The organism is Nocardia asteroides, from assembly GCF_021183625.1.
In the GTDB taxonomy this organism is placed as follows: domain Bacteria; phylum Actinomycetota; class Actinomycetes; order Mycobacteriales; family Mycobacteriaceae; genus Nocardia; species Nocardia asteroides_A.
Genome location: NZ_CP089214.1, coordinates 282,789 through 296,654, shown reverse-complemented (window position 1 = coordinate 296,654; position 13,866 = coordinate 282,789). Strand labels below are relative to the sequence as shown.

14 protein-coding genes are annotated in these 13,866 nt (G+C 73.1%); 9 read left to right on the top strand and 5 right to left on the bottom strand.

Annotated features, from left to right (window positions below; all coding sequences use genetic code 11):
* Window positions 1–65 precede the first annotated feature (65 nt).
* Window positions 66–1,001 (top strand): AraC family transcriptional regulator, encoded by a 936-nt coding sequence (locus LTT61_RS01495; RefSeq protein WP_233018112.1) that lies wholly within the window; start codon window positions 66–68, stop codon window positions 999–1,001.
* On the opposite strand, the gene LTT61_RS01490 is transcribed toward LTT61_RS01495, so the two are convergent.
* Entirely contained in the window at window positions 1,002–1,742 is a 741-nt protein-coding gene (locus LTT61_RS01490) for an SDR family NAD(P)-dependent oxidoreductase (RefSeq protein ID WP_233018111.1), read from the bottom strand.
* 18 nt (window positions 1,743–1,760) lie between these two features.
* Window positions 1,761–3,086 (bottom strand): serine/threonine-protein kinase, encoded by a 1,326-nt coding sequence (locus LTT61_RS01485; RefSeq protein ID WP_233018110.1) that lies wholly within the window; start codon window positions 3,084–3,086, stop codon window positions 1,761–1,763.
* Between the two features lie 226 nt (window positions 3,087–3,312).
* Between LTT61_RS01485 and LTT61_RS01480 the strand changes: the two genes are divergently transcribed.
* The 4 genes from LTT61_RS01480 (at window position 3,313) to LTT61_RS01465 (ending at window position 6,982) form a co-directional block, all read left to right on the top strand.
* The gene (locus LTT61_RS01480) at window positions 3,313–5,325 is read left to right on the top strand and encodes a copper-translocating P-type ATPase (protein WP_233018109.1); all 2,013 of its coding nucleotides are present in this window, start codon (window positions 3,313–3,315) and stop codon (window positions 5,323–5,325) included.
* Between the two features lie 137 nt (window positions 5,326–5,462).
* Window positions 5,463–5,738, top strand: coding sequence for a hypothetical protein (locus tag LTT61_RS01475; RefSeq protein WP_233018108.1), 276 nt, complete (start codon window positions 5,463–5,465; stop codon window positions 5,736–5,738).
* Window positions 5,739–5,801: 63 nt separating this feature from the next.
* On the top strand, window positions 5,802–6,200 hold the full coding sequence (locus LTT61_RS01470; RefSeq protein WP_233018107.1) for a hypothetical protein: 399 nt from the start codon (window positions 5,802–5,804) through the stop codon (window positions 6,198–6,200).
* An 80-nt stretch (window positions 6,201–6,280) separates the two neighbouring features.
* Entirely contained in the window at window positions 6,281–6,982 is a 702-nt protein-coding gene (locus LTT61_RS01465) for a DUF2993 domain-containing protein (RefSeq protein ID WP_233018106.1), read from the top strand.
* A 10-nt stretch (window positions 6,983–6,992) separates the two neighbouring features.
* Here the strand turns inward: LTT61_RS01465 and LTT61_RS01460 are convergent, their stop codons facing one another.
* Both LTT61_RS01460 and LTT61_RS01455 read right to left on the bottom strand, forming a co-directional pair.
* The gene (locus tag LTT61_RS01460; RefSeq protein ID WP_233018105.1) at window positions 6,993–7,433 is read right to left on the bottom strand and encodes a hypothetical protein; all 441 of its coding nucleotides are present in this window, start codon (window positions 7,431–7,433) and stop codon (window positions 6,993–6,995) included.
* Window positions 7,434–7,577: 144 nt separating this feature from the next.
* Window positions 7,578–8,321 (bottom strand): AraC family transcriptional regulator, encoded by a 744-nt coding sequence (locus LTT61_RS01455; RefSeq protein WP_233018104.1) that lies wholly within the window; start codon window positions 8,319–8,321, stop codon window positions 7,578–7,580.
* 64 nt (window positions 8,322–8,385) lie between these two features.
* On the opposite strand from LTT61_RS01455, the gene LTT61_RS01450 reads away from it, so the two are divergent.
* Window positions 8,386–8,961 (top strand): TIGR03086 family metal-binding protein, encoded by a 576-nt coding sequence (locus LTT61_RS01450; protein WP_233018103.1) that lies wholly within the window; start codon window positions 8,386–8,388, stop codon window positions 8,959–8,961.
* Window positions 8,962–9,072: 111 nt separating this feature from the next.
* Window positions 9,073–11,661: a rifamycin-inactivating phosphotransferase gene (rph, locus tag LTT61_RS01445; protein ID WP_233018102.1), complete on the top strand. Its 2,589-nt coding sequence runs from the start codon at window positions 9,073–9,075 to the stop codon at window positions 11,659–11,661.
* A 33-nt stretch (window positions 11,662–11,694) separates the two neighbouring features.
* Here rph and LTT61_RS01440 read toward each other — a convergent pair whose 3' ends face one another.
* Window positions 11,695–12,231 carry a carboxymuconolactone decarboxylase family protein gene (locus LTT61_RS01440; RefSeq protein WP_233018101.1) on the bottom strand — a complete coding sequence of 179 codons (537 nt, stop codon included), beginning with the start codon at window positions 12,229–12,231 and terminating at the stop codon, window positions 11,695–11,697.
* A 113-nt stretch (window positions 12,232–12,344) separates the two neighbouring features.
* On the opposite strand from LTT61_RS01440, the gene LTT61_RS01435 reads away from it, so the two are divergent.
* The gene (locus LTT61_RS01435; RefSeq protein WP_233018100.1) at window positions 12,345–13,193 is read left to right on the top strand and encodes a helix-turn-helix transcriptional regulator; all 849 of its coding nucleotides are present in this window, start codon (window positions 12,345–12,347) and stop codon (window positions 13,191–13,193) included.
* A 464-nt stretch (window positions 13,194–13,657) separates the two neighbouring features.
* Complete coding sequence (locus tag LTT61_RS01430) at window positions 13,658–13,864, top strand: DUF397 domain-containing protein (RefSeq protein ID WP_233018099.1); 207 nt, start codon at window positions 13,658–13,660, stop codon at window positions 13,862–13,864.
* The last annotated feature ends 2 nt before the right edge of the window (window positions 13,865–13,866 follow it).

Sequence of the window (13,866 nt, the reverse complement as noted above, 5' to 3'; positions counted from 1 at the left end):
GCCGAGCCGGACAGTTCCATAGGTGAGAAGCCGGATTGCCTGTCCATTCGTCTAATCTGGCGGGGGTGGATGTCTTCGGTGACCTGATTCGCGGGGTGCGGGCGCATGGTTCGTTGTTCGGCAGCTCGACGCTCACCCCGCCGTGGTCGCTGCACTTCGTGGACGGCGCGCCGCTCACGCTGTGCACGGTGCTGTCGGGGGCGGGCTGGATCGTGCCCGAGGACGGGGCGCCGGAGCGGGTCCGCGCCTACGAGACGGCCGTGGTGCGTGGCCCCGCGACCTTCACCTTCGTCGACGATCCCGGCACGGCTGCCGCGCCGGTGGCCTGCGGGGCGTTCTGCTCGGGGCCGGAGCAGGGCGGTACCCGGTACCGGCTGGGCTGGGCGGAGTGCGGTGAGCCCGCGCCGGGGGCGACCACGCTGATCGTCGGCGCCTACCCGGTGCGCGGGGAGATCAGCGGCAGGCTGCTCGAGGCGCTGCCCGCGGTGCTGCGGGTGGGGTCGGGCGGGACCGGGGACGCGGTGCTCGACCACCTCGCCGCCGAGGTCGGCGCCGACGTCCCCGGCCAGCAGGTGGTGCTGGACCGGCTGCTGGACTGGATGCTGGTGTGCACCCTGCGCGAGTGGTTCGACCGGCCCGGTGGCGAGCCGCCCGCGTGGTGGGCCGCGCAGCGCGACCCGGTCGTCGGTGACGCGCTGCGGCTGCTGCACGCCGAGCCCGCCGCGCCCTGGACGGTCGCGACGCTGGCCGGGCGCACCGGCGTCTCCCGCTCCACGCTGGCCAAGCGCTTCGCCGAGCTGGTCGGCGAGCCGCCGCTGACCTACCTCACGCGCTGGCGGATGACGCTGGCCGCGGATCTGCTGACCGAGCAGGACGGCAGCATCGCCGACGTGGCGCGCGTCGTCGGCTACTCCGATCCGTTCGGGTTCAGCGCCGCCTTCAAGCGGGTGCGCGGGGTGGCGCCGAGCGAGTTCCGGCTGCGGCGGCGCGAACCCGCCTGATCAGCCCGCGGTCTTGCCGTTGTCGGCGGTGTAGATCGCGCCGTGGATCGCGGCCGCGTCGTCGCTCGCCAGGAAGGCGACGAGCTTGGCGACGGACTCCGGCTCGCTGAGCCCGCGCGGCGAGGCCACCCGCATGACCAGGTTCGGGTCGGCGCCATCGGGCAGGGTGAAGCCGGTGACCTGCGGGGTGAGCATGCCGCCCGGGCAGATCGCGTTGACCCGCAGCCGCTGCGCGGTGAACTCGACGGCGAGCGCGCGGGTCAGCCCGACCAGGCCGTGTTTGGCCGCGCAGTACCCGGCCGAGTACGCCTGCCCCTCGATGCCGGCGATCGAGGCGACGTTGACGATGGAGCCGCCCGCCGCGAGCAGGTGCGGCAGGGCGGCGCGGGAGAGGTAGAAGGGGCCGTTCAGGTTGACCGCGAGGTCGCGCTCCCACTCCTCGTCGGTGACCTGGGCGGTGTGCCGCATGGCGTGCTGTCCGGCGACGTTGACCAGGATGTCGAGGCGGCCCAGCTCCGCGGCGCACTGCTCGACCACCTCGCGGCAGCGGTGCGCACCGGCGATGTCGGCCACCGCATACCGCCCGCCCGGCACCTCGGTGAACACCGCCGCCAGCCGCTGTTCGTCGCGGCCGACGCCGAAGACGGTGGCTCCGCGTTGCCCGAACAGCCGGGCCACCGCCGCGCCCAGCCCCGACGACGCGCCGGTGACCAGCGCGACCTTTCCCGACAACTCACTCATGCCGGTCACCCTAGGCGGCTACTTGTCCGGCTTGGCGGGCTTGTCCGGCTTCTCGGGTTTCACCCGGCCGTTGCCGTTGCCGTTTCCATTGCCGGGGTTGCCGTTCCCGGGGTCGGGCTCCGGCAGGTCTGCGACCGCGGGGCCGGGGTTGACCGGGCCGGGCTCGGCGACGGTGGCACCGGGGTCGGGGTCGCCGATCGGGGGCGGTGGCGCCTGGATCACCGCGGTGCATTGCGCCGGACCGCAGGTGTCGAGCACGACGGGGCCGGGGGTCTGCGCGATCGGCGCGGCGGTGGGCACCGCGGTGCCGGGCGGGGACGTCGGGGCGACCTCGGTGCTCCCGGGCGGGTCGGGCCGGTCGAGCAGCAGGACACCGCCGATCAGCGCGGCGAGCCCGGCCAGCGCGGCGACCGCGATCCCAGGGCGCTTGCTGCCCGCGCGGGGCGCCGTCTCCGGCAGGGTGGGCGGAGCTGGGTGCCGATACCAGGAACCGGCCACGGTCGCGGGCGCGATATCGGCCGTCGCGATATCGGCCCCGCCCGCGGCGGCCCGGGCGGCCGCGACGAACTCCTCCACATCGGCGAACCGCGCCCGCGGCTCCTTCGCCATCCCGCGCGCGATCACCGCGTCCAGCTCCCGCGGAACGGCGGGGTTCAGCATGCTCGCCGCTGGCGGCGCGGTCATGAGGTGCGCGAGCACCTGCTGCGGCGAGTCACCGTCGCCGAACGGCCTACGCCCGGTGAGCAGTTCGAAGAGCACGCAGGCCAGCGAGTACTGGTCCGAGCGGGCGTCGGCGGCGCCGGAGAAGCGCTCCGGCGCCACGTAGCCAAGGGTCCCGACCAGGTTGCCGGTGGCGGTGATCGCCGGCTGCCCGTCACGCATGGCAGTGCCGAAGTCGATCAGGTAGACGAACTCCTCCGCGGTCACCATGAGGTTCGACGGCTTGACGTCGCGGTGCACGAGCCCGATCCGGTGCGCCGCCGCCAGCGCGGCGCCCGCCTGGGCGACGACGGCGGTGGCGCGCCCGGGCGCGAGCCGTCCCTCGCGGCGCAGCAACGCGGCGGCGTCGATGCCGTCGACGAGCTCCATGTCGAGGTAGAGGTGGCCGTCGTGCTCGCCGAAGGCGTGGATGGCGACGGTGTGCGGGCCGCGCAGCTGCGCGGCGAGCCTGGCCTCGCGGGTGAACCGCCGCCGGAAGCCGGGGTCGGCGGCCAGGTCGGCGGCGAGCACCTTGAGCGCGACGTCCCGGTCGGTGGCGGTGTCGTGCGCCAGCCAGACCCGGCCCGAGCCGCCGCTGCCGAGCAGCCGATCGAGGCGGTAGTGGCCGAACCACGTCTCGCCCATGTGCAGAACCCTTTCCTACGCCGCTCCCCCGTCCCGGAATGACCGCTGCGCCGCGACGGAAACCACGACGGCGAGCCGCCGCGGCCGGTCCGATCCTCGCGCGGCCGCCCGACCCCGGTGCGGGGTTCGACGGTATGCGTAGTTCGGCCCGCTTCACGGTAGCGAGCGGCCGCCCTGCCGCGCACACCACCTGGACAGATACCCCTAGGGGGTATATGGTCCGAGTATGTCCAGCGAGCACGCGACGCACCACGACCACACCGGCGAGGCTTCCGCCCCGCACGACCACGGGGCACACGCCGGTCACGACGCGGCAGTGTTCCGGCGGCTGTTCGGGGTGATGGCGGTGCTCGCGATCCCGGTCGTCGCCACCTCCATGATGTTCGCCGATCTGGTCGGTTACACCGTGCCCGGAGCACTGACCTGGGTCGCCCCGGTCGGTGGCACGGTCATGTACCTCTGGGGCGGGCGCCCCTTCCTCGCCGGCGCCGTCGCCGAACTCCGCGCCGGGCAGCCGGGCATGATGCTGCTGATCGCGCTGGCGATCACCGTCGCCTTCGGCGCGTCCTGGGGTGCGACCCTCGGGCTGCTCGCCCACGACCTCGAGTTCTGGTGGGAGCTGGCGCTGCTGATCGTGATCATGCTGCTCGGGCACTGGATCGAGATGCGCTCGCTCGGCCGCGCGTCGAGTGCCCTGGAATCACTGGCCGCGCTGCTGCCCGACGATGCCGAACGCCTCGACGAGACCGGCACCCCCGGCACCGTGGCTCTCGGCGACCTGCGCGCGGGCGACCTGGTCGTGGTCCGCCCCGGCGGCCGGGTGCCCGCCGACGGAACGGTGGAGTCCGGCACCGCCGATGTGGACGAGTCCATGATCACCGGCGAATCGGCGCCCGTGCGCCGCGCGCCCGGTGACACCGTCGTGGCAGGCACCGTCACCACCGATTCGGGGCTGCGGGTACGGGTCACCGCGGTCGGCGCCGACACGGCGCTGGCCGGGATCCAGCGCCTGGTGGCCGAGGCGCAGAACTCGACGTCCCGCGCCCAGGTCCTGGCCGATCGCGCCGCGGCGCTGCTGTTCTGGTTCGCCGCGGGCACCGCCGTGCTCACCGCGGCGGTGTGGCTGATCCTCGGCGAGCCGCAATCCGCGATCACCCGCACCATCACCGTGCTGGTCATCGCCTGCCCGCACGCGCTCGGCCTGGCCATTCCCCTCGTGGTCGCCATCGCCACCGAACGCGCGGCGGCCGGCGGGGTACTGGTCACCGACCGCCGCGCGCTGGAGGCCATGCGCACGGTCGACACGGTGCTGTTCGACAAGACCGGCACGCTCACCCGTGGCGAACCCGCGCTGCACGCGGCCACCGGTGACGAGGCCATCGCCCTCGCCGCCGCCGTCGAGGCGGACAGCGAGCATCCGCTCGGCCGGGCCATCGTGGCCGCCGCGGCGGCGCGCGGCCTCGCCGTCGCCCCGGCGACCGGGTTCACCGCGCGCAACGGCATCGGCGTCACCGCGACCGTCGCGGGCGCCACCGTCTCCGTCGGCGGCCCCGGCATGCTCGCCGAGCACGGCCTCGACCCGCTGCCGGAGGCCGCCGCGTGGGCGGGCTCGACGGTGCTGCACGTGCTGCGCGACGGTGCCGTCGCCGGGGCACTCGCCCTGGCCGACGAGATCCGCCCCGAATCCGCGCACGCGGTCGAAGCGTTGCACGAGCGGGGGATCCGCGTCGCCATGATCACCGGCGACGCCGAACCGGTCGCCCGCGCGGTCGCCGCCCGGCTCGGCATCGACGATGTCGTCGCCGGAGTCCTGCCCGGAGCCAAGGGCGCCGCGGTCGCGGCGCTGCAGCACGCCGGGCACCGGGTCGCCATGGTCGGCGACGGCGTCAACGACGCCCCCGCCCTCGCCCGCGCCGACGTCGGTATCGCCATCGGCGCGGGCACCGACGTCGCCATCGCCTCCGCCGGAGTGGTCCTGGCCGGTGACGACCCGCGCGCGGTGCTCTCGGTCATCGCCCTCTCCAGGGCCACCTACCGCAAGATGATCCAGAACCTCGCCTGGGCCGCGGGTTACAACATCGTCGCCGTCCCGCTGGCCGCCGGGGTGCTCGCACACTGGAACATCACCCTGCCCATGGAGATCGGCGCCCTGCTCATGTCCGCCTCCACCGTCGTCGTCGCCGCCAACGCCCAGCTCCTGCGCCGCATCGACCTGCGCCCCGGAGCGCTCGCCCGCTGACCCGGCTCCGAGCGGAGTGTGCTCGGGGCCGCCGCAACCAGCCACTACGCCGCGCTCATGATCAGCGCGTTCCGCGCGCCCTGAGCCGCTGCCGATTCCGGCGCGACGCCGCGACGCGCGACTGCCAGAATCAGCACATGCGGACCGAATCGGTGGCGGTGACCGACGTGGGTCTCGGGGATGTGGTGGCCGATCCCGCGGGCACCGGGCTGTGGCGGCGGGTGCGGGAGCTGCGCCACGGCCGCTCCCCGCGCCGGGACGGCAGCGGGCGGGAGTGGACCTACTACGCCTTCGTCGGCCCGCTGGTCGATCCAGGGGCGGCGGCCGAGGTGATCGGCAACCAGCCGCGCATCGACCGGTTCGTGTTCCGCGAGGACGAGTCCGTCACCCGCGCGGTGACCGACGTGGCGTGATCGGCGATTCGCGAGGACACTCGGGGACGTAGTGATTCGACTCGTCCCCCAGGAGCACATGCGATGGCAACCAACGGGCCCTTCGGCCTCGACCCGGAAGATGTCGAGCGCGCGCTGCGTGAGGCGGGCATCGAGCTGCGCGATCTGATCGGCAAGGCGGGCGGGTACCTGGAGCGCGTGGACGGCGCGAGCGTCGGCTCGCTGGCGGCGCTGCTCGGCCAGTTCGCGCCGCAGCCGGAGAAGCCGCGCACGACACCGAAGCCGGAGGGCGAGACGACCGGCGAGTCCGGCAGCGGCGTCTGGGTGATCTACACCGTCGACGAGGGCGGAGCGGCCAGGGTCGACCAGGTCTTCCCCAGCGAGCTGGAGGCGCTGCGCGCGCACCGCGACAACACCGACGACCGCCGCCGGGTGCGGTTCCTGCCCTACAGCGTGCCCGCGGGCGTGCTGGACGCGCCCTGATCGGCGCCCGATAGCGCGGATCGGTTCGCCCCCGCGGCCCGCAGCGGCGATGATGGTGCGGTGACCGAGCAGGTGAGCGCATGCGCGCGCTGGTGATACTGATCGTGGTCGCGGCGATCGCGCTGATCGCGGGCGACCGGATCGCGGTGCTGATGGCGCAGAACGAGATCGGGCGCCGGATCGCCGCCGAGTACGCGCTGGACCGCGATCCGGCGGTGGACATCGGCGGCTTTCCGTTCCTCACCCAGGCCGCCGACGGCCGGTACGAGACCATCGACATCCGGGCGGGCGAGTGGAGCGAGCAGGACGTCACCGTGCGCGACCTGCGGCTCACCCTCACCGACGTCACCGCCCCGCTCGCCGACCTGATCGGGGGCGACACCTCGACCCTGGTCGCGGCCGGGGCGACCGCCGAGGCGGTGGTCGCCTACGACACCGTGCGGCGCTTCGCCGACGACGGCGTCCGCGAACTCTCCGACAGCCCCGATGGGCTGCAGGTGACCGGCACCTTCCGGGTGGAGGGGTTGCCGTTCCCGGTGCCCGCGACCATCGTCTTCGCGATGGCTCCCACCGCCGACGGCATCGAACTCACCCCGATCTCGGTGCAGGCCGCGGTCGGCGGCCCGGCGCTGCCGCTCTCGGTGCTCAGCCGCAGCCTGGCCTTCACGATCCCGCTCCAGGACCTGCCGCTCGGCGCCCAGATCACCGACATCCGCGCGGGCCCCGACGGGCTGCACGTCAGCGCGGCGGCCGCGGACGTCCGCTTCGCCGACCTGCCCTGAGCGCCCGGGGTTACGGGACGTAGAGGTACCACTCGGCGAACGGGCCCTGGATCGGCCAGCTGCTCGACATGATCTTGGCCGGGCCCATCCCCACCCACAGGTCGACGGTCACGGTCTTGCCGCGCTGGGCCCCGGTGCGCACGTAGACGTCCTGGTGCCGGAAGCCGGCCGAGCCGACCCAGCCGATCATGACGTGATTGCCGCACGGCCCGCTCAGGTAGCCCTGCGGCGTCACCCGCGCCCGCACGAACCCGGGCCGCTTCGGCGCCGCCTCCAGATCCACGGAAATCGCTCCGGCGCAGAAGTTCGCGTCACCGAAGGTGTAGAGCGTGGTGCCGATCGGCGCGAACTGCGGCAGCGGATCCGCCTGCGCCGGAACGGCTGTCGCGCCGCAGAGCACCCCGATCCCCAGCGATGCCGCCAGCCCCGCGCCCAGTCGTCGAATGTTCATCGTTCGAGCCCTCCCCCGTCGAGCCTTCTGATCCCGCGCGCCCCGGCCGGATGACTCCGTCGGCATCGACGGCCCGCGGCGGAAATCGTTCGCCCACCGAGCATATCGGGTGAATCTGCCCGCCGGGAAACGTTCCGGGCGGTCTCAGTAGCGTGCGGCGAACCGCGTCGGGGGCTCGCCCATCAGGCGGGTGAAGTCGCGGACGAAGTGGGCCTGGTCGGCGTAGCCGAGGTCGGCGGCGAGTGCGGGCCAATCGATCTCCGCGCCCGCCGCGAGCCTGCGCGCGACCTCCTGCACCCGGTAGCGGCGCAGCACCCACTTGGGGCTCACCCCGACGTGCTCGGCGAAGAGCCGCTGCAGGGTCCGCATCGGGGAGCCGAGCTCGGTGGCGAGCCGGTCGACGCGGGTGAGGTCGGGGCGGGCGGCGATCAGCGCGACCGCCGCGACCGCCGCCCGGCTCGCCGCGCTCGGCTCGGGTAGCCGCCGGCGCAGGAACTCCTCGATCGTCGCCACCTCCGGGCACTGCGGCGGCTCGGTGCCGAAGATGGCGGCGGCGTCGGCGACCCGGTCGGTGAGCCCGGATACCGGCGCGCCGAGGATCGGGCGGAACGCGCCGGGCCGGAAGGCGACGCCGAACACCCGGCCGCTCCCGGTCAACGTCTGGTGGCGGTGCCCCCTGGTGACCCCGCGCACCGTCGCGCCCACCTGACTGCTGATCGTGAGGTGCACGCGCGGCAGCGCCGTGATGAGCTGGCGGTAGGGCTCGGTGTAGTCCCAGTGCACGGTCCAGTAGTGCTCGATGTACCCGGCGAGCTCCGGCGACGGCGCGGCGGTCTCGTGCCGCTGGAACCGCCGCCAGGCCCCGCCCAGCTCACGGGCATCCCTCATGACGCGAGTGTAGGTGTCGCGTTCGTTCAAGACAGCCGGGCCCGCGGCTGGTTGGCTGGCGGCCATGAGCACTCCGGAGACGATGGCAGCGGCCGCCGCGCCCCTGCTGCGGATCGCCGCGGCGATCACCCCCGCCGACCTGGACCGCCGCACCCCGTGCGCCGACTACGACGTGGCCGCCCTGGTGAACCACCTGCTGTACTGGGCGCCCGGGCTGGCCGCCGCGGGCCGCCGGGAGCAGGCGCCGCCCATGGCCGAATCCCTGCCGCGCGACGCCGCTCTCACCGAAACCCTGCGCACGCGGGTAGACGAGATCGTCGCCGCCTGGAGCGAGCCGCGGGCCTGGCACGGCACGGCCGAGTTCGCCGGTGCCGTACTGCCCGCGCCGATGCTCGGCGGCATGGTGGTCGGTGAGCTGGTCGTGCACGGCTGGGATCTGGGCCGGGCGCTCGGCATCGATGCCTGCTGGGACGATGAGCTTTTGAGCTTCCTCCTCGAGCAGGTGAGCGCGACCGCCGAGCAGGGGAGGGAAATGGGTGCCTACGGCCCCGCCGTGCCGATCCCGGATTGCGCACCGACGCTGGATCGCATTCTCGCCACGACCGGCCGGGTACCGCACTGGCATCCAAGCAAGGTCTGATCCCCCATCCCCCTTTTACTGTATACACGATTCCGCGCCCTCATGAGCTCCCGAAAAGTGATCCATACTCGCTGCCGTTGCGTGAAAACCCCAGGTGAGGAGTGTGGCGGTATGGCTTATGTGCTCGGCTTCGCGGAGATCGATCGGACGCAGGTCGCGGTGGTCGGCGGCAAGGGCGCGAACCTCGGTGAGCTGTCCCGCGTGGATGGTGTGCGGGTTCCGGACGGGTTCTGCGTGACGACGGCGGCCTACACCCGCGCGGTGGCGGGCGCACCGGGGCTGGACGCGCTGTTCGGCGAGCTGTCCCGGCTCGAGCCGGGTGACCGGGAGGCGACCCGGGTGCTCAGCGCACGGGTCCGCGCGGTGATCGAGGAGCTGGAGATTCCCGGCGACGTCGCGGCGGAGATCGTCGCGGCGCACGCCCGGCTCGGCGCGAACGGGGCCTACGCCGTGCGCTCCAGCGCCACGGCCGAGGACCTCCCGACGGCGTCCTTCGCCGGACAGCAGGACAGCTACCTCAACATCGTCGGCGCGCCGGAGATTCTCGCGCACGTGCGGCGCTGCTGGGGTTCGCTGTTCACCGAGCGCGCCGTTGCCTACCGGCAGCGGAACGGGTTCGGGCACAGCGGGATCCGGATGGCGGTGGTGGTGCAGGCCATGGTCTTCCCGCGCGCCGCGGGGGTGCTGGTCACCGCCGATCCGGTCACCTCGGATCGGACCGTCACCTCGATCGACGCCGGTTTCGGGCTCGGCGAGGCGCTGGTCTCGGGGCTGGTGAACGCCGACAACGTCCGGGTGCGCGGCGGCGTGATCGTCGAGCGCACGACCGCGACCAAGAAGCTCGCCGTCGAGCCGGAGCCCGGCGGGGGCACCCGGGTGCGCGAGCTCGCCCCCGAGCTCCGCGACGAGCCGGTGCTCTCCGACGCCGAGGTGCTCGACCTCGAGCGGCTAGGCCGCCGGATCGAAGCGCACTTCGGCAGCCCGCAGGACATCGAGTGGTGCCTGGGCGACGACGGGATCCGCATCGTGCAGAGCAGACCGATCACCACGCTGTTCCCGATCCCGGAGGCCGCCGACGGCGGCGACCACGTCTACGTCTCGGTCGGCCACCAGCAGATGATGACCGACGCCATGAAACCGCTGGGGATCTCGCTCTGGCAGCTCACCAGCGGCGCACCCATGCGCGACGCGGGCGGGCGGCTGTTCGTCGACGTCACCGCCATGCTCGCGGCGCCGGGGTCGCGCGCCGCGCTGGTCAGCGCGCTCGGCAAATCCGATCCCCTGCTCGGCGATGCCCTGCGCACCCTGGTCGAGCGCGGCGGCTACGGCAGCGAAGCGCCCGAACCGGAGCGCCCGATCCCGGGTACGGTGCCCGCACCGCCCGACCTCGACCCCGCGCTCATCGGCGAGCTCATCGCCGGGAGCGAGGCATCGCTGGCGGTGCTGAAGCGCGACATCCACGCCCACACCGGGGCCGCGCTGCTCGACTTCATCCGCACCGACATCGAGGAGCTGCGCCGCGTCCTGTTCGACCCGCGCGGACTCCAGCTGATCACCGCCGCCATGGACGCCTCCGAGTGGCTCAACGACCGGCTGCTCGACTGGCTGGGCGAGCGCAACGCCGCCGACGCGCTCACCCGCTCGGTCGCAGGCAACATCACCTCGGAGATGGGGCTCGCGCTGCTCGACGTCGCCGACGCCATCCGCCCGCACCCGGAGGTCGTGGCCTACCTGCACGCTGCCCCGGACGACTTCCTGGACCGACTCCCCGACCACCCCGGCGGCGAACAGGCACGCACCGCCATCGAAGAATTCCTTGACCGCTACGGCATGCGCTGCGCCGGCGAGATCGACATCACCCGGCCGCGCTGGCGCGAGCGGCCCGACACGCTGCTGCCCGCGATCCTCGGCAATGTCGCCGGTTTCGAGCCGGGGGCGGCCGCGCGGCAGTTCGCCGACGGCCTGCGCGAAGCCGAGCAGGCGAAACAGCGGATTCTGGACCGGGTCCGGGCGCTCCCGGACGGCACCGCGAAGGCGGCGGAGACCGAGCGCATGATCGACCGGGTCCGCACCTTCTCCGGCTACCGGGAGTACCCGAAGTACGGCATGGTGTGCCGCTACTTCGTCTACAGGCAGGCCCTGCTGCGCGAGGCCGAACGCCTGGTCGCGGCCGGCGTCCTGCAAGCCACGGACGACATCGGCTACCTCCGCTTCGACGAACTGCGCGAGGTGGCGGCCACCTACCGCGCCGACCCGGAGCTGATCACCGCGCGCAGGGCCGCGTTCCGCGCACACGAGGCACTCACTCCACCGCGCGTGCTCACCTCCGACGGCGAGGTTCTCACCGGCGCCTACCGCCGTACCGACCTGCCCGACGGCGCGCTGCCCGGCACCCCGGTCTCCGCCGGGACCGTCGAAGGCCGCGCCCGCGTCATCACCGACATCGCCCACGCCGACCTCGAAGCGGGCGACATCCTCGTCACCGTCTACACCGACCCGAGCTGGACCCCCCTGTTCGTCGCCATCGCCGGGCTGGTGACCGAGGCGGGCGGGCTCATGACGCACGGCGCGGTGATCGCCCGCGAATACGGCCTGCCCGCCGTGGTCGGCGTCGAGCACGCCACCACGCTCATTCGCGACGGGCAGCGCATCCGGGTGCACGGCGCCGACGGCTACGTCGAGCTGCTGTCCGACCGGTGATCGCGCCGGACGCGCTGCCCGGCTCGGCGAACCTCAGCGCAGGGCCACCTTCGGGAAGTCGAGCGGAACCCCGAGCGCCACGTTGATGTAGTTGGTGAACAGGTTGAGCGCGACCTGTCCGATCGCCTCGACGATCTGCTCATCGCTCCACCCCAGGTCGCGCAGCGCGCCCACCTCCTCGGGGGCGACCTGTCCGCGCTCCGCCACCAGCTTCAGCGCGAAGCCGAGCAGGGCGGCGGTGCGCGGGTCCGGGGACTCGCCGAGCTGCGCGGCCCGCATGTCCGCGCCGCCGACCCCGGCCCTGCGGCCCAGCGCGGTGTGCGCGGCGAGGCAGTACTCGCAGGCATTGCGGTTGGCGACGGCCACCGCGATCCGCTCGCCGACCGCCGGGCCGAGCGCGCCGCCGCCGAAGGCGCCGAAGGCGGCCCACATGCTGGTCAGCGCGGCGGGTGAGTTCGCGACCGCGCGGAACATGGCGGGCACCGTGCCGAAGGCGGCGTGGATGCTGTCGAGCTGCTCGCGGACGGTGCCGGTGGCGCTCTCGCGCTCGACAAGGGGGACGAGTGTCATGGGAGGTTCCTTCGTTGTCGTGTTTCGGACAGCTCCCAGCCTGCCGCGCCGAGCCGGACGATTTGCGCCCTATCGTCTCGATTTCTTACCTATTCGTCTGCGAGGATGGGCCCATGACCTCCGTGGACCGGATCTCCCCGCTGCTCGAACGATTCCGCGTGCGGACCCGGCTCTTCCACACCGGCCCGCTCTGCGGGGTCACGACCTACGACGCCGGGCTCGGCCGTGGCTTCCTGCACGTGCTGCGGGCCGGGTCGATGGAGGTCACGCACCGCGGGGCGGGCAACCGGCTCGCCACCCGCCACGTCGACCGGCCCAGCCTGCTCTTCTACCCCCGCCCGCTCGACCACTCCTTCCACAACGCGCCCACCGCGGACTCCGACTTCGCCTGCGCCAGCGTCGACTTCGAGGGCGGATCGAACCACCCGCTGGTCCGCACCCTCCCCCCGGTGATCGTGCTCCCGCTCGACGCCGTCGCCACCCTCGAACCCGCGCTCGCCCTGCTCTTCGCCGAGATCGACACCGCGAAGTGCGGGCACCGCGTGCTGGTGGACCGGCTCTTCGAAGTCGTGCTCATCCAGCTCTTCCGCTGGATCCTCGAGCACGCCGACGACCTCGACCTGCCCACCGGGCTGCTCACCGGCCTCGCCGACGAGCGGCTGGCTCGCGCCCTGGTCGCCGTGCACGAGGAGCCGGGGCGGGCGTGGACGCTCGAAGGCATGGCGCGGGAGGCGCGGATGTCGCGCAGCGCTTTCGCCGCGCGGTTCAAGGAGGCGGTCGGGCAGTCGCCCGCCGACTACCTCGGTGGGTGGCGGATCACCGTGGCCAAGGAGCGGTTGCGGGCCGGCGTGCCGGTGGCGCGCACCGCGACCGAGCTCGGGTACGCCACCGCGCCGGCGTTCTCCCGGGCGTTCACCCAGCGGGTGGGGTGCTCGCCGCGGGCCTGGGCGGCGCAGTTGTAGACGTGGGGTTCCCCTGACCGTCCAGGTATCTCGAATCTCTACTGAGTGGGACTCGGGACTCCCGATTGGAGGTGACGAACATGTTTGATGCGAATATCACAATGTCACCATTTGACGCGCTTGAGTCTTGAGTGCCCGACAAGTTCGATCGGCAGCGCAGGTACCGGACGGATGGGTGTCAGGCCGCATCCCATCCCGAGCCTCCTCCCCGCTCGGAGGCACCCTCAGCGACGGCGGCCACGACCCCTCCCCCACTACCACCTGCCTTCGGAGCATTCGAAGCGATCGCGCCAGCGGTGGAAATCGCAACGCCGATTCTTTGCTGGGAGACATCCGCTACTGTCGCTGCGCGAGGCCGAGGTGGTAGACCAGTTCCGGAGCACCTTCGAGCGGCTCCGGGCCACCGCCCTGTCGCCGGCAGACAGCAAGCACGCGCTCCGGCGCATGGCGAGGGAGTACAGGCAATGACGGCCAATCTGTCCGACGCGCAGTGGTTCAAGTCGAGTTTCAGCGGCGGGAACAACGAGTGTGTCGAGGTCGCCCACCTGCGTGGAGGGCTCGTCGGGGTGCGGGACTCCAAGAACACCGCCGGTCCGGCGCTGGTCTTCGCCCCCGGCGAGTGGGCCGCCTTCACCGCCGGGGTCCGGGGCGGTGAGTTCGACCTCCCGTAGCC